The organism is Klebsiella sp. Ech2A, assembly GCF_030078455.1.
In the GTDB taxonomy this organism is placed as follows: domain Bacteria; phylum Pseudomonadota; class Gammaproteobacteria; order Enterobacterales; family Enterobacteriaceae; genus Klebsiella; species Klebsiella terrigena.
Genome location: NZ_JAQGFU010000094.1, coordinates 1 through 17,982 on the forward strand (window position 1 = coordinate 1; position 17,982 = coordinate 17,982).

The 17,982-nt window shown below is 57.6% G+C and carries 18 protein-coding genes; 7 read left to right on the plus strand and 11 right to left on the minus strand.

What is annotated here, in order from left to right:
* From nadC to hofC, 4 genes are all read left to right on the plus strand, one after another.
* Nucleotides 1–482: carboxylating nicotinate-nucleotide diphosphorylase (gene nadC / locus PFH44_RS16615; RefSeq protein ID WP_283825567.1), on the plus strand; the 482-nt coding region annotated here is incomplete at its 5' end.
* Between the two features lie 183 nt (nt 483–665).
* Nucleotides 666–1,097, plus strand: coding sequence for a prepilin peptidase-dependent pilin (gene ppdD / locus PFH44_RS16620; protein ID WP_159237425.1), 432 nt, complete (start codon nt 666–668; stop codon nt 1,095–1,097).
* Between the two features lie 10 nt (nt 1,098–1,107).
* Nucleotides 1,108–2,496, plus strand: a complete 1,389-nt coding sequence (gspE, locus tag PFH44_RS16625; protein WP_283825568.1) for a type II secretion system protein GspE — start codon at nt 1,108–1,110, stop codon at nt 2,494–2,496.
* Nucleotides 2,486–3,691, plus strand: coding sequence for a protein transport protein HofC (gene hofC / locus PFH44_RS16630; protein WP_283825569.1), 1,206 nt, complete (start codon nt 2,486–2,488; stop codon nt 3,689–3,691). Before gspE ends, hofC begins: the two co-directional genes overlap by 11 nt.
* A gap of 33 nt (nt 3,692–3,724) precedes the next feature.
* Here the strand turns inward: hofC and PFH44_RS16635 are convergent, their stop codons facing one another.
* Nucleotides 3,725–4,768, minus strand: coding sequence for a GMP reductase (locus PFH44_RS16635; protein ID WP_045859877.1), 1,044 nt, complete (start codon nt 4,766–4,768; stop codon nt 3,725–3,727).
* A gap of 344 nt (nt 4,769–5,112) precedes the next feature.
* On the opposite strand from PFH44_RS16635, the gene coaE reads away from it, so the two are divergent.
* From coaE to yacG, 3 genes are read left to right on the plus strand one after another with little or no spacing between them, the layout of a single operon-like run.
* Entirely contained in the window at nt 5,113–5,733 is a 621-nt protein-coding gene (gene coaE, locus PFH44_RS16640) for a dephospho-CoA kinase (protein ID WP_045859880.1), read from the plus strand.
* A complete protein-coding gene (gene zapD, locus PFH44_RS16645; RefSeq protein ID WP_045859881.1) occupies nt 5,733–6,476 on the plus strand; it encodes a cell division protein ZapD in 744 nt (247 codons plus the stop codon). Before coaE ends, zapD begins: the two co-directional genes overlap by 1 nt.
* Nucleotides 6,477–6,485: 9 nt before the next feature.
* Nucleotides 6,486–6,680, plus strand: a complete 195-nt coding sequence (gene yacG, locus PFH44_RS16650) for a DNA gyrase inhibitor YacG (RefSeq protein WP_045859883.1) — start codon at nt 6,486–6,488, stop codon at nt 6,678–6,680.
* 56 nt (nt 6,681–6,736) lie between these two features.
* Here the strand turns inward: yacG and mutT are convergent, their stop codons facing one another.
* The 10 genes from mutT to PFH44_RS16700 all read right to left on the minus strand — a co-directional run.
* Nucleotides 6,737–7,132 carry an 8-oxo-dGTP diphosphatase MutT gene (gene mutT / locus PFH44_RS16655; protein WP_076946387.1) on the minus strand — a complete coding sequence of 132 codons (396 nt, stop codon included), beginning with the start codon at nt 7,130–7,132 and terminating at the stop codon, nt 6,737–6,739.
* A 58-nt stretch (nt 7,133–7,190) separates the two neighbouring features.
* A complete protein-coding gene (gene secA, locus PFH44_RS16660; protein WP_045859889.1) occupies nt 7,191–9,896 on the minus strand; it encodes a preprotein translocase subunit SecA in 2,706 nt (901 codons plus the stop codon).
* A gap of 61 nt (nt 9,897–9,957) precedes the next feature.
* A complete protein-coding gene (gene secM / locus PFH44_RS16665) occupies nt 9,958–10,452 on the minus strand; it encodes a secA translation cis-regulator SecM (RefSeq protein WP_200894916.1) in 495 nt (164 codons plus the stop codon).
* 250 nt (nt 10,453–10,702) lie between these two features.
* Complete coding sequence (gene lpxC / locus PFH44_RS16670; RefSeq protein WP_041144054.1) at nt 10,703–11,620, minus strand: UDP-3-O-acyl-N-acetylglucosamine deacetylase; 918 nt, start codon at nt 11,618–11,620, stop codon at nt 10,703–10,705.
* 100 nt (nt 11,621–11,720) lie between these two features.
* Nucleotides 11,721–12,872 carry a cell division protein FtsZ gene (gene ftsZ / locus PFH44_RS16675; protein ID WP_041144053.1) on the minus strand — a complete coding sequence of 384 codons (1,152 nt, stop codon included), beginning with the start codon at nt 12,870–12,872 and terminating at the stop codon, nt 11,721–11,723.
* A gap of 62 nt (nt 12,873–12,934) precedes the next feature.
* Entirely contained in the window at nt 12,935–14,197 is a 1,263-nt protein-coding gene (gene ftsA, locus PFH44_RS16680) for a cell division protein FtsA (RefSeq protein ID WP_004857881.1), read from the minus strand.
* Nucleotides 14,194–15,027, minus strand: a complete 834-nt coding sequence (gene ftsQ, locus PFH44_RS16685) for a cell division protein FtsQ (RefSeq protein WP_045859896.1) — start codon at nt 15,025–15,027, stop codon at nt 14,194–14,196. The genes ftsA and ftsQ overlap by 4 nt, the downstream gene beginning before the upstream one ends.
* A gap of 1 nt (nt 15,028) precedes the next feature.
* Entirely contained in the window at nt 15,029–15,949 is a 921-nt protein-coding gene (locus PFH44_RS16690; protein WP_283825570.1) for a D-alanine--D-alanine ligase, read from the minus strand.
* A complete protein-coding gene (gene murC, locus PFH44_RS16695) occupies nt 15,942–17,417 on the minus strand; it encodes a UDP-N-acetylmuramate--L-alanine ligase (RefSeq protein ID WP_283825571.1) in 1,476 nt (491 codons plus the stop codon). Before murC ends, PFH44_RS16690 begins: the two co-directional genes overlap by 8 nt.
* A gap of 47 nt (nt 17,418–17,464) precedes the next feature.
* A partial coding sequence (locus tag PFH44_RS16700; RefSeq protein WP_283825572.1) for a glycosyltransferase occupies nt 17,465–17,982 on the minus strand: 518 nt, incomplete at its 5' end.

Genomic DNA, 17,982 nt, shown 5'->3' on the forward strand with positions numbered 1-17,982 from the left:
ACGTGGATCTGCTGGCGGGCACCAAAACCCAGCTGCTCGATACCCGTAAAACCCTGCCCGGCCTGCGCACCGCGCTGAAATACGCCGTCCTGTGCGGGGGCGGCGCAAACCACCGCCTGGGGCTGTTCGATGCCTTCCTGATCAAAGAGAACCACATTATCGCCTCCGGCTCCGTGCGCCAGGCCGTCGAGAAGGCCTTCTGGCTGCATCCGGACGTGCCGGTAGAAGTTGAGGTTGAATCCCTCGATGAGCTGGATGAAGCCCTGAAGGCCGGGGCCGATATCATCATGCTCGATAACTTCACCCCCGACCTGATGCGCGAAGCGGTGAAGCGCACCAGCGGCCAGGCCGCGCTGGAAGTCTCCGGTAACGTCACCTTCGAGACGATCCGTGAATATGCCGAAACCGGCGTCGATTACATCTCCGTTGGCGCTCTGACCAAACACGTCCGCGCGCTCGACCTGTCGATGCGTTTTCGTTAACGCTCCGCCCCGGCACGGCTCGCCTGCCGGGGCGCACGCTTTGCGAGCGCGATCTCAGCGCCTTGCCCTCACCCGGTAATAAGTAGAGAAAGCCCGGGAAGCCGCTTCCTGAGCGCTCATTTACCGCTCGTCATCCTCCCCGCAGACCGCCACAGTGCTCCCGACGCTAATAAGGAGCAAACGATGGACAAACAACGCGGCTTTACCCTTATCGAACTCATGGTGGTGATTGGCATTATCGCCATTCTCAGCGCCATCGGTATTCCCGCCTACCAGAACTATCTGCGCAAGGCGGCGCTCACCGACGTGCTGCAAACCTTTATTCCCTACCGCACGGCGGTGGAGCTCTGCGCCCTTGAGCACGGCGGCCTCGCAAGCTGTGACGGCGGCAGCAACGGCATTCCCGCACCCGCCACCACGCGCTACGTTTCCGCCCTGACCGTGGCGCAAGGCGTCGTCACGCTTAGCGGGCAGGAGAGCCTCAACGGGCTACGCGTCACCATGACGCCGGGCTGGGATAGCGCAAATGGCATTACCGGCTGGCAAAGAGAGTGCGACATCGCCAGCGGCAGCGCGCTCAAGCAGGCGTGTGAAGACGTCTTCCGCTTTAACTGAGGCCACCGCGATGAAAGCCGAAAAACTGATCGCCCTCTGCCAGCGCTACCATGCCCTGGTGCTTAACAGCGATGAGCAAACCCTCTCCATCGCGGTCGTAGACTCTCCGCCGCCTGAGCTGATGGAAGCGCTGCGCTTTGCCACGCAAAAGCGGATCGATATCGAGTGCTGGAGCCAGGAAAAAATGAATCAGCGCCAGCAGTCGTCCGCACAGCCCGGGCCATCTGCCGCCGGCGGCGAAGCACCGACCGGCATCATCGACCAGGTTAAGCAGATTCTGGAGCAGGCGCTGCGCCAGCGCGCATCTGATATCCACGTCGAGCCTGGTGAAAGTAGCCTGCGCATACGCCTGCGGGTCGACGGGGTGCTCCATCCGCTTGCGCCGCTCGCCGCCGAACTGGCGCTGCCAATAACCGCGCGGCTTAAGGTGCTCGGGAACCTTGATATTGCCGAACACCGCCTGCCGCAGGACGGTCAGTTTACTCAGACGCTCTCGGGACAATCGGTCTCATTTCGCATCGCCACCCTGCCCTGCCGCTACGGTGAGAAAATCGTTCTGCGCCTGCTGCATCAGGTGGAGCAGGCGCTGGACCTGGAGGCGCTCGGCCTCTCCCCGGAGCAGCTTGCCGCCTTTGTCTCGGTGCTCAATCAGCCCCAGGGGCTGCTGCTGGTCACCGGCCCAACCGGCAGCGGTAAGACCATCACGCTCTACAGCGCCCTGCAGAAGCGAAACCGCGATGAGGTTAATATTTGCAGCGTAGAGGATCCGCTGGAAATTCCCATCGCCGGCATGAATCAAACGCAGATCAACCCGCGATCCGGACTCACCTTTAACAGCGTTCTGCGCGCGCTGCTGCGTCAGGATCCGGATGTTGTTATGGTCGGCGAAATCCGCGATGCGGAGACCGCAGAAATTGCGATCAAAGCGGCGCAAACCGGACACCTCGTACTCTCAACGCTGCACACCAACTCAACCAGCGAAACGCTTATTCGCCTGCAGCAGATGGGGATCGCCTGCTGGATGCTCTCATCCGCGCTATCGCTGGTCATTGCTCAGCGCCTGGTGCGCAGGCTCTGCCCGCACTGCCGCCGGAAGGCTGATGGCGGCATTGACGTGCCGCACAGCCTGTGGCCGCGTCGGCTGCCCCGCTGGCAGGCGACGGGCTGTCGGCACTGCTATCACGGCTACTATGGGCGCCTGGCGCTATTTGAGGTGCTCCCGATAGGCACCGCGCTGCAGCAGGCTATTTCCCGGGGGCTGAGCGCGGTGGAAATTGAGGCCCTGGCGCGTGAGGCCGGAATGACGACGCTGTTTGAAAGCGGCTGCCTGGCCATTGAGCAGGGGCTGACCTGCTTTGAAGAGGTGGTCCGCGTGCTGGGGCTCCCCCATGGCGACTGAACGCCTTTGGCGCTGGCGCGGGCTTGATGCTAAAGGATCGCTGTGCCACGGCTCGCTGTGGAAAAGCTCCCGCCAGGAGGCGATGCAGGCGCTGCAGCATGAACGGATTATCCCCCTCGCGCTCCGCCGCTGTGCGGTACGCAGCGCGCTTTGGCATCCGCGCCACAGCGGTCAGGTTATCCACCAGCTGGCGACCCTCCTGCAGGCGGGGCTGCCGCTCGCCGAGGGGCTCGAGCTGCTGGCGCAGCAGCAGACGGGCGCGCAGTGGCAGGCGCTGCTGCGAACGCTGGCTCAGGATCTCGCGCAGGGCATCGCGCTTTCCAGCGCGCTGGAAAGATGGCCGCAGGCGTTTCCTCCGCTCTATCTGGCGATGATCCGCACCGGGGAACTTACCGGTAAGCTGGATCTTTGCTGCTTTCATCTGGCTCGCCAGCAGCAGGAACAGCTGCAGCTGAGCGAAAAGGTCAAAAAGGCGCTGCGCTATCCGCTGATCGTTCTGCTTCTGGCGCTGCTGGTGGTAATGGGTATGCTCACCTTTGTTCTGCCGGAGTTTGCCGCTATCTACCAGACGTTCAACACGCCGCTCCCTCTGCTGACCAAAGCGGTGATAAGCGCCGGAGAAGGCCTCAGCGGCAGTTGGCCGCTGCTGCTGCTGATGGCGATACTGCCGTTTCTCCTCAACCGGCTGGCCCATCGTCGCGGCTCGTGGCTACTCCGACGACAAAGGCTGCTTCACGCTTTGCCGGTAGTCGGAAAGCTGATAGGCGGGCAGCGGCTCAGCCAGATATTTACCGTTCTAACCCTCACGCAGAGCGCCGGCATCAGCTTTATGCAGGGCCTGGAGAGCGTCGAAGAGACGCTAAGCTGCCCGCTTTGGCGCCAGAGGATCCATCAGGTTAATACGCAGATTGCCCGCGGGACCGCCATCTGGCAGGCGCTGGCGAACAGTGAAGGATTTACCCCGCTCTGCCTGCAGCTCATCCGCACCGGTGAGGCTTCAGGGTCGCTGGATATCATGCTGGAGAACCTGGCCCGCCATCATAGCGAACGCACGCACCGCCAGGCAGAGGGCCTGGCCACGCTGCTGGAACCGATGCTGCTGCTGATAACCGGCGCCGTCGTTGGCATCCTGGTGGTGGCGATGTATTTGCCCATTTTTCATCTGGGCGACGCCATTAGCGGAATGGGGGGATAGCGGCTGGCGCAGGAGGTGCGCCAGCAAACGGCACTACAGGCTGTTGAACACGCGGTTCTCTTGTTCCTGTACGCGAATAAAGGTCGTGCGTTTGGTCAGCTCTTTCAGGCGGGAAGCGCCAACATAGGTGCAGGCAGAGCGCAGGCCGCCGAGGATATCGCGGGCGGTGTTCTCAACCGGGCCGCGCAGGGGCAGCTTAACGGTTTTACCTTCCGCCGCGCGGTACTGAGCAACGCCGCCAACGTGACGGGTCATCGCGGATTCGGAGCTCATGCCGTAGAACAGCATAAACTTCTCGCCGTTCTCTTCAACAACGGTGCCGCCGCTCTCTTCGTGACCTGCCAGCATACCGCCGAGCATGACGAAATCAGCGCCGCCGCCGAAGGCTTTCGCGACATCGCCCGGCGTGGTGCACCCGCCGTCGCTGACGATCTGACCGCCCAGGCCGTGGGCCGCATCGGCGCATTCGATAACCGCAGAGAGCTGCGGGTAGCCAACGCCGGTTTTCACGCGGGTAGTACACACGGAACCCGGACCGATGCCGACCTTCACGATATCCGCGCCGGACAGAATCAGCTCTTCGCACATTTCGCCGGTCACGACGTTACCCGCGCAGATCGTTTTCAGCGGCCAGGCTTCGCGCGCCTTCGCCACGAACTGCACAAAATGCTCGGAATAACCGTTTGCCACATCAATACAAACGAAGCCGAGCTGCGGGTTCTGCGTCAGGATCTGTTTGGTTTTTTCGAAATCAACATCCGACGTGCCGGTAGAAACCATGACGTACTTCAGCACATCGGCGGGCGTGGTCTGCACAAAGCTGCGCCACTCTTCTACGCTGTAGTGCTTATGGACGGCAGTCAGGATCCCGAAAGAAGCCAGCGCTTTTGCCATACTAAATGTACCGACGGTATCCATATTCGCGGCGATGATCGGCACGCCGGACCAGGAGAGGCCAGAATGTTTAAAAGTGAATTCACGTTCCAGTTCAACATCAGAACGACTTTTGAGGGTAGAGCGCTTGGGGCGGATAAGAACGTCTTTAAAACCAAGCTTCAGATCTTCTTCAATACGCATGTGCGAATTCCTGGGGTTAATTGCATTATTGTGAGAGCACAACTCCAGTGACGTTATCATACGCACGAATCATGACCGCGCAAGACTGCGATTTTCACTTTTTTTACGCTACAATCGTACAAATTTACCTGGTGAATTGAGAAATGCGCGATCGCGACAATCAGCGGCCAGAGCGTTATTTTTAACCATTTGATTTATATGTACAAAGCAATCCAGTATTCGTCGTAAAAGTCTCTTCCGGCTCGAAGCAGCCTGACGGGCCCCCACCGCAGAGTCACGGCTCGTGAAGCGCGGGCGCTGCTGAAAAGTCAATGTGTATATGGTCAGTTTCAGGAACGGGGTATATGAGGTATACGGTAGCGTTAACGGGCGGCATCGGTAGCGGTAAAAGCACCGTAGCCGATGCATTCTCTCACCTCGGTGTTAACGTTATTGACGCCGACGTTATCGCCCGCCAGGTGGTCGAGCCAGGAACCTCTGCGCTACTGGCGATTGCCGCTCGTTTCGGCCAACAGATGATTAACGATGACGGCACGCTGAACCGCCGCAGCCTGCGGGAACGCATCTTCGCTCACTCTGATGATAAAACCTGGCTTAACGCGCTGCTGCACCCGCTCATTCAGCAGGAAACCCGCCGTCAAATTCAGGCGGCGTCCTCTCCTTATGTTCTCTGGGTCGTTCCCCTGTTAGTGGAAAACAATCTCGTCGCCAACGCCGACCGCGTGCTGGTCGTCGATGTTGCAAAAGAGACGCAAATAGCGCGAACCATACTGCGCGATCGGGTTAGCCGTGAGCACGCAGAACGCATTCTCGCCGCCCAGGCCACGCGTGAACAACGCCTCGCCGCTGCGGATGATGTCATTGAAAATATGGGCCCTCCGGATGCCATCGCATCGGATGTCGCCCGCCTGCATGAAAAGTATCTAATGCTGGCATCGCAGGCCGCCTCACAGGAAAAATCGTAATGCATACCCCCGTTCTATTTGAACATCCCCTCAATGAGAAAATGCGCACCTGGCTGCGTATTGAATTTTTGATTCAACAGCTCTCGGTGCACCCGACGATCGCCACCTACTCGGATGCGCTCCACTTCTTCCGTAATACGGGCGATCTGCTGGACGTTCTCGAACGCGGCGAGGTGCGGACGGATCTGCTCAAAGAGCTCGAGCGGCAGCAGCGTAAACTGCAGTCCTGGGCAGAAGTGCCGGGCGTCGACCGCGGGCGTATTGACGAATTGCGCCAACAGCTGAAGCACGCCGGCAGCGCGCTGATGTCCGCCCCGCGCATCGGTCAGTTCCTGCGAGAGGATCGTTTAATTGCGCTGGTTCGCCAGCGACTGAGCATTCCGGGAGGCTGCTGCAGTTTCGATCTCCCCACGCTGCATATCTGGCTGCATATGCCTCAGGAGTATCGCGACGAGCAGGTTGATAGATGGTTGGCGAGCCTGCAGCCGCTCACCCAGGCGCTGGTGCTGATCCTCGATTTGATTCGCAACTCGGCGCCCTTTCGCAAGCAGACCAGCCTCAACGGTTTTTATCAGGATAACGGCGATGATGCCGATCTGCTGCGCCTACGCCTCGATCTTGCCAGCCAGCTTTATCCGCAAATTTCTGGCCATAAAAGCCGCTTTGCCATTCGCTTTCTCCCGCTGGACAGCGAACTCGGCATCGTCCCCGAGCGCTTTGATTTTGAACTGGCCTGTTGTTAAGGAGGAAAGATGTCAAAAGAGACAACCGTTAACTGCCCGACCTGCGGTAAAAATGTGGTCTGGAATGAGCACAGCCCGTTTCGGCCATTTTGCTCAAAACGCTGCCAGCTGATTGATTTAGGAGAGTGGGCTGCGGAAGAAAAGCGCATTCCCAGCGCAGGCGACCTGTCCGATACCGATGACTGGAGCGAACAGCAGCAGTAGCGCCGCGGCGGCAGAAAATCCCGGAGATGACCTTGCGTCCTGTCCGGGTGATGTTCTCAGCGGGCGGCGTGCACTAATTTGCTGATAATGGGTTCGTTGGCCGGCGGAAACTCCTCGGCCAGCAGCGCCCGCTGGGCAATCCAGCGCCCCGGCTGCCCCTCTTTACCCCAGGGTTCGCCCTCCCAGTCGTCCACCAGCCAGAACCACAGCGTGATATGCCGGTCGGGGAACTGATACTCCAGCTTATCAAACAGGCTGGACGCGCGTACGGTAATGCCGACCTCTTCCTGCAGCTCGCGCACCAGCGCCTGCTCGGCCGACTCTCCCGCTTCAATTTTGCCACCGGGAAACTCGAGCTTATTGGCCATATGCGCATCGGCGGCACGCTGGGTAATAAAGATTTCACCCTGCGGGTTACGGATGATACCAACGGAGATTTGCAGTATTTTCATTGCGTTAATTCCATAAAAAAGGCGCAGATATCTGCGCCTTCATTTTTATTCTCTGAGCTTAGCTCAGACGACCATGGCACTGCTTATATTTTTTACCGGAACCACACGGGCAAGGATCGTTCCGGCCAACCTTACGCTCGCCGGTTTCCTCAGCCAATGCGGCCGCCGCCAGGGTATCGTCATCCTGATGGCTCAGCTGCTGCATCTGCGCCAGGCGCTCCGCCTCTTCGCGACGCTGCTGCTCCATCGCTTCAACTTCTTCCGGCATCCGCACCTGTACCTTGCTCAGGGTGCTGATCACTTCATACTTCAGGGATTCAAGCATCGACGCAAACATCGAGAACGATTCACGCTTGTATTCCTGCTTCGGATCTTTCTGCGCGTAGCCGCGCAGATGGATACCCTGACGCAGGTAGTCCATCGCCGCCAGGTGCTCTTTCCACAGGGAATCCAGGGTCTGCAGCATCACGCCTTTTTCGAAATGACGCATCATTTCGGTACCCACGACTTCTTCTTTACGCTGATAGGTTTCTACCGCGTTCTGCAGAATACGCTCACGCAGGGTTTCTTCATGCAGCTCAGGCTCTTTGTCCAACCACTCTTTGAGCGGCAGATCGAGATCGAAGTCGTTTTTCAGACGTTCCTGCAGGCCTTCGACATCCCACATTTCCTCCAGGGACTGCGGCGGAATGTGCGCATCGATAGTCGTTTTGAAAACGTCTTCGCGAATGCTGTTAATGGTTTCGCTAACATCAGAGACGTCCAGCAGTTCGTTACGCTGGCTGTAGATGGCGCGACGCTGGTCGTTAGCCACGTCATCATATTCCAGCAGCTGCTTACGAATATCAAAGTTGCGGCTTTCAACCTTACGCTGCGCGTTGGCGATCGCTTTGGTGACCCACGGGTGTTCAATCGCTTCGCCCGGCTTCATCCCCAGCTTACGCATCATGCCCGACACGCGGTCAGAGGCAAAGATGCGCATCAGGGCATCTTCCATCGACAGATAGAAACGAGAAGAACCGGCATCGCCCTGACGACCTGAACGGCCGCGCAGCTGGTTATCGATACGGCGAGACTCATGGCGCTCGGTACCGATAATGTGTAAACCACCGGAGGCCAGCACCGCTTCGTGACGCACCTGCCAGTCGGCTTTGATCTGAGCGATCTGCTCTGGAGTCGGATCTTCCAGCGCGGCGACTTCCGCCTGCCAGCTGCCGCCCAGCACGATATCCGTACCACGACCGGCCATGTTGGTGGCGATGGTGACCGCAGCCGGGTAGCCGGCCTGAGCCACGATATCCGCTTCGCTGGCGTGGAACTTGGCGTTCAGGACATTGTGTTTGATGCCCGCTTTGGTCAGCTCCTGCGAAACCACTTCCGATTTTTCAATAGAAATCGTACCCACCAGAACCGGCTGGCCGGCGGCTGTACGCTCTCGGATATCTTCGATGATCGCCTGAATTTTTTCTGCTTCGGTCATATAGACCAGATCCGCCATATCCTTACGGATCATCGGACGGTTGGTCGGTACAACGACGGTATCCAGCTTATAGATAGAGCTGAATTCGAACGCTTCGGTATCCGCAGTACCGGTCATCCCCGCCAGCTTCTCGTACAGACGGAAGTAGTTCTGGAAGGTGATGGACGCCAGCGTCTGGTTCTCGTTCTGGATATCAACGCCTTCTTTGGCTTCGACGGCCTGGTGCAGACCGTCTGACCAGCGACGACCCTGCATGGTACGACCGGTGTGCTCATCGACGATAATGACTTCGCCATCTTTTACGATGTAGTCAACGTCGCGGGTGAACAGCACGTGCGCGCGCAGCGCCGCGGTCACGTGGTGCATCAGCATAATGTTAGTCGGTGAATACAGGGATTCGCCTTCATCCATAATGCCTTCGTTGACCAGCAGCTCTTCAATCAGCACCAGACCGCGTTCGGTCAGGTTCACCTGACGCGCCTTCTCGTCTACCGAGAAGTGGCCTTCACCGGTAAAGGTGTCGGAGTCCTCTTTATCCTGGCGCACCAGGTGAGGGATGATCTTGTTCACTTTCTTGTACATTTCCGAGCTGTCTTCAGCCGGGCCGGAAATGATCAGCGGCGTACGCGCTTCATCGATAAGAATGGAGTCAACCTCATCCACCAGCGCATAGTGCAGCTTACGCTGTACGCGCTCTTCCGGACTGAACGCCATGTTATCGCGCAGATAGTCGAAGCCGTATTCGTTGTTGGTGCCGTAGGTGATATCGGCGGCGTAAGCTTCACGCTTGGCCGGAGCTGGCAGGCCCGACATGTTGATACCGACGGTCATACCGAGGAACTCAAACAGCGGACGGTTGTTTTCAGCATCACGCTGCGCCAGGTAGTCGTTGACGGTCACGACGTGCACGCCTTTACCGGACAGCGCGTTCAGGTAGGCCGGGAGGGTAGCGGTCAGCGTTTTACCTTCACCGGTACGCATTTCTGCGATGCAGCGCTCGTTGAGCACCATGCCGCCAAGCAGCTGTACGTCAAAGTGACGCATACCGAATACGCGCTTACTGGCTTCACGTACCACGGCAAAGGCTTCCGGGATCAGGCTTTCTACGCTTTCGCCTTTTGCCAGACGCGCGCGGAACTCTTCTGTTTTAGCCTTCAGCTCATCATCAGAGAGCTTCTCCATAGCAGGTTCCATGGAGTTAATCAGCGCCACGGCTTTGCGCATACGGCGCAGTGTACGATCGTTACGGCTACCGAAAACTTTAGTTAATAATTTGATTAGCATAATAAAATCTCAAACGCCCCGCGATGCGGAGTCACAAAAAATAGAATGATCCGTTTTTAGTTCAGCTGAGGCGTTGGGGTCCGGCGCGTATCCCGGTGACCTGGCTAATCCAGGCGGAGACGCAAAAAGCGCGATGGGAGGGGTTGTATGCCGCCTGATGCACAATGACCGGCGGCTTGCTTTCCTGCGTCAGCAGCGCGCTGAGCGTATCAAGCAGGGCCAGATGCTGCGCCTGTAGTGGCGAAGACTCTTCCGCAACCGGCAGCGCCTGGGGCGCCATGGCAAATGAGAGATGACGGATAACCGTGCGGATGGCGTGCTGATGCCAGTAGTCGACGGTAAAGTTTGGCCGGCGGTTGGCTTCCAGCAGAGCAAGCTGGGAGAAATTAACTTTATTCGGCGTGTGGCTGCTGGCCGTTGCTTTCGCCGGTGATGCCGTTTCGTGACTATTGCTTAACGCAGGCAGGCCAAAGCTAGCCGCGACCATCCCCAACAGGAGATGCGGCCAGAAATACCGTCTGCCAAACTGTCGCCAGCGCGTCAGCAATCCACTCACGTCCATTACCTTTAGTTGAAGCAACCCCAGGAAATAATTTTGCGCCCAAATATTACCATTAATACCGCGCCACGGCAGCAGGAATGAAAGCTTTGCGCAGGTAAAAGCGGTCAATTAAGCAGCGAACGCGCGGCGTCAGCGATGGTTGAATCGGAGTGAAATGAGAACCGGGAGGTAAAAAAGAAAAACGACTGGCTCCCTGGCCGGAGAGAGTACCAGGTTACCAGTCGATTTTACTGAATGGTCAGGCTTACGCCATAACCATTGATGGTGCACGGAATGCCAGCGGCATTTCTGCTTCGTCTTCGAAGGTCACATACTCCCAGGCTTCCTGTTTTGCCAGAACGGCCTGCAGCAGTTTGTTATTCAACGCGTGACCTGATTTGAACGCCGTGAATGCGCCGATGATATTGTGACCACACATAAACAGGTCACCAATCGCATCCAGCATTTTGTGGCGGACAAACTCATCTTCAAAGCGTAAGCCGTCTTCGTTCAGTACGCGATAATCGTCAACAACGATGGCACAATCGAAGCTGCCGCCCAAGCACAGGCCGCGGGACTGCAGATATTCGATATCACGCATAAAACCGAAGGTACGCGCACGGCTAATCTGGCGCATAAATGCATCAGCAGAGAAGTTCATCGCATAGCGCTGGTTGCTTGAGTCAATCGCCGGATGGTTAAAATCGATGGTAAAGTCCAACGAAAAACCATTGTACGGCTTAAACTCAGCCCACTTGTCGCCATCTTCAACGCGAACGGTCTCTTTAATGCGCACAAATTTCTTGGCGCAGTTCAGTTCATCGATGCCGGCATCCAGCAGCAGATAAACGAACGGAGCAGCACTGCCGTCCATAATCGGGATTTCCGGCGCATCGACTTCAATAACAATGTTGTCAATGCCCAGGCCAGCCAGTGCGGCATTCAGGTGCTCGACCGTTGAAATCCGCACGTCATGCTCGTTCACCAGGCAAGTACAGAGCATGGTATCACGCACAGATTTGGCATCAGCCGGAAAATCAACCGGTGGATTCAAGTCGGTGCGACGATAGATGACCCCGGTATTTGCCGGCGCAGGTCGTAACGTCAGTGTGACTTTCTTGCCGGTATGCAAACCGACGCCAGTCGCCTGAACGATACGTTTAAGAGTCCTTTGTTTGATCATCGTATAATCTCGCCAAGTTACCTATCCAACCGAAGTGTATAACACTTTCGGACGGGCAGTTTAGCACAAAGAGCGCTGATGCCCAACTTCCAGCCAATTCTTAATCGGCTTGCTTGCGCAGGAAGGCCGGGATATCCAGATAATCCGGCTCTTTCGCGGTTTGCGGCGTATTGTCGTTCACCACTTTCGCTGCCGGTTTCTGCTCTTGATTCAGCGGCGCCATACCGTGCTGCTGATAGCGATCCATTACCGGCTGCTGAACCTGCTTGTTGGTTACCAGGGTAATTTCCGGACGTTTGTCCATGCCAATACCGGTCGCAACCACGGTCACGCGCAGCTCGTCGTTCATATCCGGATCCAGAGAAGTACCAATAACCACGGTAGCGTTATCCGATGCGAATGCGCGGATAGTGTTACCTACGGTTTCGAACTCATCCAGACGCAGGTCGAAGCCAGCGGTGATGTTGACCAGAACGCCGCGCGCGCCGGACAGATCGATATCTTCCAGCAGCGGAGAAGAAATCGCCATTTCAGCCGCTTCTTCCGCACGGTCTTCACCGCTCGCCACGCCGGAGCCCATCATCGCGTAGCCCATTTCGGACATCACGGTGCGCACGTCCGCAAAGTCGACGTTCATCAGACCCGGACGGGTAATCAGCTCGGCGATACCCTGCACAGCGCCTTTCAGCACGTCGTTTGCTGCGCCGAAGGCGTCCAGCAGCGAAATGCCGCGGCCAAGAACTTTCAGCAGCTTGTCGTTCGGGATAGTGATCAGTGAATCGACGTGCTTGGAGAGCTCGGTGATCCCCTGCTCGGCAAAAGCCATACGCTTCTTGCCTTCAAAATTGAAGGGCTTGGTCACAACCGCAACGGTCAGGATACCAAGATCCTTCGCCACTTCTGCGACCACAGGTGCCGCACCGGTACCGGTACCGCCGCCCATACCTGCCGCGATAAACACCATGTCTGCGCCGTCGAGAGCAGCACGCAGCGCTTCACGGTCTTCATCCGCCGCATTGCGGCCGACTTCCGGGTTGGCGCCCGCGCCCAGACCTTTGGTAATACCGCTACCAATCTGAATAGTCTGGCCAACGGCCGTTTTACGCAGCGCCTGCGCGTCGGTGTTCACCGCGAAGAATTCCACACCCTCGATGCGCTCGCGCACCATGTGCTCTACGGCATTACCGCCGCCGCCACCGACGCCGATGACTTTAATCACCGCGTCGTTGGTTAATTCCATTGGTTCAAACATAGTTTCTCTCCGTCTTGTGCCTGTCGCCTGAGAACGCTAATTTTCTGCGTTCTCTTAAAAAATTAAAACTCTTTTCGCAGCCAGCTATTTAGTCGCTTAATCCACGAGCCAACTGATGCAGTTACGCGTTTTTCCACTTCTGCTTCACCACTAAGATGAGACTCCTTCCCGTAGTGCAGCAACCCAACCGCCGTTGAATAATACGGCTCCTGGGCATAATCCGTTAAACCGGTAATGTTCAGCGGCGCACCGATACGCACCTGCGTATGGAATACCCGCTGCGCACAGGCGGCAAGGCCTTCAATTTGCGCCGCGCCGCCGGTTAACACAATCCCCGCAGCCAGATGGTGCTTCACGCCCTGCTGGCGGAGCTGCTCCTGCAACTGTAGGATCTCTTCATTGACCAGGTTGAGCAGTTCGGTATAGCGCGGCTCAATAACCTCTGCCAACGTCTGACGCTGCAGGCTGCGCGGCGGGCGTCCGCCTACGCTCGGAACTTCGACGTTTTCGTCTTTACCGACGATTGAGCCCAGCGCGCAGCCGTGGCGCACCTTGATCGCTTCGGCATCGCTCGGCGGCGTACCGAAGGCGTAGGCGATATCGCTGGTCACCACGTTGCCCGCGTACGGGATCACTTTGGTATGACGCAGCGCGCCGCCGGTATACACGGCGATATCCATTGTACCACCGCCGATGTCCACCACGCAGACACCCAGCTCACGTTCATCTTCCGTCAACACGGAATAACTGGCCGCTAAACCGGCGAAAATAAGCTGATCCACTTTCAGACCGCAGCGCTCCACCGCTTTAACAATATTTTTTGCCATATCGTTATGGCAGGTAATCAAATGTACTTTTGCCTGCATACGCACGCCAGACAGGCCAACCGGGTTTTTAATCCCCTCCTGGTAGTCGATGGCGTACTCCTGCGGGATGACGTGCAGCACGCGATGCTCATCGCGTACGCGGACCGACTTGGCGGTATGCACCACGTTCTCAACGTCGTCCAGCGTCACCTCTTCTTCTGAAATCGGCACCATACCAATTTCATTTTGACAGCTAATATGTTTACCTGAAAGCGCCAGGTACACTGACGAAATCTGGCAATCAGCCATCAGTTCGGCCTGGTCAATGGCGCGCTGTACGCATTTCACCACGGATTCCAGGTCGTTAACCCCGCCTTTATCCATACCACGCGATGGGCAGCTGCCCACGCCAATGATATTAACCACGCCGTCGGGCAGAACTTCCCCTACTAAAGCGGCAACCTTCGCGGTGCCAATCTCCAGTCCAACTACCAGCTTTCTGTCCGTCGCCTTGATCATTGTTGTTCTGCCTGTGCCTGATTCTGTTGTTGATTAGTTTCCTCAGCGGGAGCAGGCACCCAGCCTACCGCCGCGCCCGAGTCATAGCGCAAATCAACGTAGCTTATCCGTTTGCCATCGGTCTGCGCCTGCTGCTGAAGAACCGGGTAAAGTTCCATAAAGCGCTGAAGACGTTTCATGGTGTCGCCTCGGCCAAGGTTGAGCTTAATATCGTTATTAAGCGTCAGCTGCCAGGAGCGACGCGCGGTCATCGCCGCCACTTTCAACGTGAATTTATCCTTTGCCAGCACCTGCCCCATGTCGCGATATCCTTGCAACACTTCGTTCTCGCTGCCTTCCGGGCCATACAGCATCGGTAAATTCTGTTTATTGGTGCGATCCGCCGGGACGCTGAAAGAATTACCTTCTACGTCCACCATATGCTGATCATTCCAACGCGCAATCGGCACATATTCAACCAGATGAATCTTCAATTCGTCCGGCCACTGCTTTCTGACGCTCGCCTGTTTAATCCACGGCAGGCGCTCAATCTGACTTTGGATGATATTCACATCCTGGGTCATAAAGGTTCCCGGAGAACCCAGCGCCAGAATTGCCTGGCGAATATCGTCATTACGCGTGTAGTGACGCTCACCGGTTACCACCATCTTGGACAGCGGTAAACGCTGTGCGTCTTCCATCCAGCCCAGAACCATCCACCCGCTGACCAATACGGTACACAGCACCGCCAGCAGGAAGAAAATCCCCGCCAGTCGAGTTCCATTACTTCGGCGCGAAGAAGACATTTCCTCTTCTTCGTGGTTCCGCGTATTCAGCGCAGCCTGCGACATATCACCCCGCCAGGTCCAAAATTCGAACAACAAGCTGTGAGAAGCTCATCCCCGCCTGACGCGCCGCCATCGGCACCAGGCTATGGCTGGTCATGCCAGGAGAAGTGTTCGCTTCCAACAGATAAAACTGGCCATCGCTGTCCAGCATGACGTCAATCCGTCCCCAGCCGCTACAGCCGAGAACATTCCAGGCTTTCAGTACCAGGGCCTGAATTTCTGACTCGCGGGCAGGATCCTCACAACCAGGGCAGAAATATTGCGTCTCATCAGAGAGATACTTCGCTTCATAATCATAGAAGGTTCCAGCCACATGGATACGAATTGACGGTAAAATTTCTTCACCGACGATAGCAACGGTGAATTCAGGTCCACTGAGCCATTTCTCAATCAGAACTTCATCATCATGCTGAAAAGCCAGCGCCAATGCATTGTGTAATTCACAGCTTTCGCTAACTTTCGACATGCCGACGCTTGAACCTTCACGGCTCGGCTTAATAATCAGCGGCAGCCCAAGCGCCGTAATCTGCTGCGCGACCTCCGCGGTAAGGCCCGCGTTGAACTGCGAACGGGTCAGCGCCACCCAGGGAGCAACGGGTAAGCCCGCGCCCTGCCACAGTAATTTACTGCGCACTTTATCCATCGAGATCGCCGAAGCCATCACGCCGCTGCCGGTATATGGCAGCTCAATCAGCTCCAGCAGCCCCTGCAACGTTCCATCTTCTCCACCGCGGCCGTGCAAAGCAATAAACGCTTTCTGAAAACCCAGCTGCTTTAGCCGGGTAATGTCGACATCACGGGGATCGACAGGATGAGCGTCAACGCCCGCCTCACGCAGCCCGGCAAGCACCGCCGCGCCGGAGTTGAGCGACACCTCTCGCTCGGCGGAGGTCCCGCCGAAAAGAACCGCGATCTTATCAGCCACGGCGCTCCTCCTCCGCTTTATGCGGCATGAGTTTGATTTCAGCCAGGTGGCGGGCAATTTTTCCGATATTCCCCGCGCCCTGCACCAGCACCAGATCGTTCCCGGTCAGCACCGACGCCAGCATCTCTGCCGCCTGGGCCGGATCGGAAAGCAGAATTGGGTCCACCTTGCCGCGGCCGCGAATTGTGCGGCACAGGGAGCGGCTATCCGCCCCCGGGATCGGCGCTTCGCCGGCGGAATAAACGTCCAACATCAGCAGCGCGTCGACCTGGGTCAGCACGTTGGCAAAATCGTCGTACAGATCGCGCGTACGGGTAAAGCGGTGCGGCTGGAACAGCATCACCAGATTTTTATCCGGCCAGCCGGCACGGGCCGCTTTGATGGTCGCATCCACCTCCGTCGGGTGATGGCCGTAATCATCAATCAGCATCGCGCTGCCGCTTTTACCGTTGACCTCAGCCAGCGGATATTCGCCGAGGAAATCAAAGCGACGGCCGGTGCCCTGGAAGGCTTCCAGCGCCCGCAGGATCGCGTCGTCTTCAATGCCCTCTTCCGTCGCCACCGCCACGGCCGCCGCCGCATTCAGGGCATTATGGCGCCCCGGCGCGTTTAGCGTGACCTGAATAACCTCTTTGTCCTGACGTACGAGGCGGAAATGGCCCTGCGCGCCAAGCTGGCGATACTCTTCAATACGCACGTCGGCATCGTCGCTAAACCCGTAGGTCGTCGTCTGGCGGCCGACGCGCGGCAGCAGTTCACGAATGACCGGATCGTCCACGCACATCACCGCGCGTCCGTAGAACGGCAGGTTGTGCAGGAAGTTAACGAACGTCTGCTTCAGGTTTTCAAAATCGCCGTGGTAGGTATCCATGTGATCGGCTTCGATATTGGTCACAACGGCCACCATCGGCTGCAGATGCAGGAACGACGCGTCGCTCTCATCCGCTTCCGCAATCAAATAGCGGCTGTGCCCAAGACGGGCGTGCACGCCCGCGGCCTTAACCAGCCCACCGTTGACGAAGGTCGGATCGAGGCCGGCCTCCGCATAAATACTCGAGACCATCGCGGTGGTCGTGGTTTTACCGTGCGTGCCGGCAATAGCGATGCCGTGACGAAAACGCATCAGCTCCGCCAGCATCTCTGCGCGACGGATAACCGGAATACGCGCTTCATGGGCGGCAACAATCTCCGGGTTTTCCGCAGAGATTGCGCTGGAAACCACCACCACGCTGGCATCGCGCACGTTTTCAGGGCGATGGTTGAAATAGATCGTGGCGCCAAGCTTAGCCAGCTGCTGCGTAACCGGATTCGGCGCCAGGTCGGAGCCGGAAATCTGATAGCCTTCGTTGGCCAGAACTTCGGCAATACCGCCCATACCGGCACCGCCAATGCCAACAAAGTGAATGTGCCGGACGCGACGCATCTCGGGCACTATGGAACGCAGTTTTGCCAAATCTTGTGTATTCATTCTTTACGCCATCAACTTCTCTATTCGGGCGGTGAGATTCACCGCGATTAGCGCGCCAGTGCTGCGGCGCTCACTTCTTCCGCTACCCGCTCGGTAGCATCCGGAATCGAGGCTCTACGCGCCCGTTCCGCCATATCCAGCAGCGTTTCACGATCCCAGCCGGCCAGGGTTTGCGCCACGGCATCCACCGTGAACTGGGGCTGTTCGAGAATTTTCGCGGCTCCCGCTTTCTCCAGCGGCAGCGCGTTCCAGTACTGCTGACGATCCTTATGCTGAAACGGCACAAACAGCGCCGGTAATCCTGCGGCGGCGATTTCGCTCACCGTCAGCGCGCCGGAACGACATACCACCACGTCGGCCCAGGCATACGCTGCCGCCATATCATCAATAAATTCGGTCACCTTATGCTGCGGCTGCCCGGCATCAGCGTACGCCTGCTGTACCGTCTGCTGGGCGCCTTTGCCGCTCTGGTGCCAGATGGTGACCGCGCCGTGCAGCTTCCCGGCCACCACCGGCATAGTCTGGTTCAGTACGCGGGCGCCCTGCGAGCCGCCAACCACTAAAA

Excerpts from the sequence above, each read along its gene's own strand:
- hofC (WP_283825569.1), top strand. The coding sequence starts at position 2,486 with ATGGCGACTGAACGCCTTTGGCGCTGGCGCGGGCTTGATGCTAAAGGA.
- gspE (WP_283825568.1), top strand. The coding sequence starts at position 1,108 with ATGAAAGCCGAAAAACTGATCGCCCTCTGCCAGCGCTACCATGCCCTG.
- ftsZ (WP_041144053.1), bottom strand. The coding sequence starts at position 12,872 with ATGTTTGAACCAATGGAATTAACCAACGACGCGGTGATTAAAGTCATC.
- mutT (WP_076946387.1), bottom strand. The coding sequence starts at position 7,132 with ATGAAAATACTGCAAATCTCCGTTGGTATCATCCGTAACCCGCAGGGT.
- ppdD (WP_159237425.1), top strand. The coding sequence starts at position 666 with ATGGACAAACAACGCGGCTTTACCCTTATCGAACTCATGGTGGTGATT.
- zapD (WP_045859881.1), top strand. The coding sequence starts at position 5,733 with ATGCATACCCCCGTTCTATTTGAACATCCCCTCAATGAGAAAATGCGC.
- PFH44_RS16635 (WP_045859877.1), bottom strand. The coding sequence starts at position 4,768 with ATGCGTATTGAAGAAGATCTGAAGCTTGGTTTTAAAGACGTTCTTATC.
- secA (WP_045859889.1), bottom strand. The coding sequence starts at position 9,896 with ATGCTAATCAAATTATTAACTAAAGTTTTCGGTAGCCGTAACGATCGT.
- ftsQ (WP_045859896.1), bottom strand. The coding sequence starts at position 15,027 with ATGTCGCAGGCTGCGCTGAATACGCGGAACCACGAAGAAGAGGAAATG.
- yacG (WP_045859883.1), top strand. The coding sequence starts at position 6,486 with ATGTCAAAAGAGACAACCGTTAACTGCCCGACCTGCGGTAAAAATGTG.
- ftsA (WP_004857881.1), bottom strand. The coding sequence starts at position 14,197 with ATGATCAAGGCGACGGACAGAAAGCTGGTAGTTGGACTGGAGATTGGC.
- murC (WP_283825571.1), bottom strand. The coding sequence starts at position 17,417 with ATGAATACACAAGATTTGGCAAAACTGCGTTCCATAGTGCCCGAGATG.
- lpxC (WP_041144054.1), bottom strand. The coding sequence starts at position 11,620 with ATGATCAAACAAAGGACTCTTAAACGTATCGTTCAGGCGACTGGCGTC.
- coaE (WP_045859880.1), top strand. The coding sequence starts at position 5,113 with ATGAGGTATACGGTAGCGTTAACGGGCGGCATCGGTAGCGGTAAAAGC.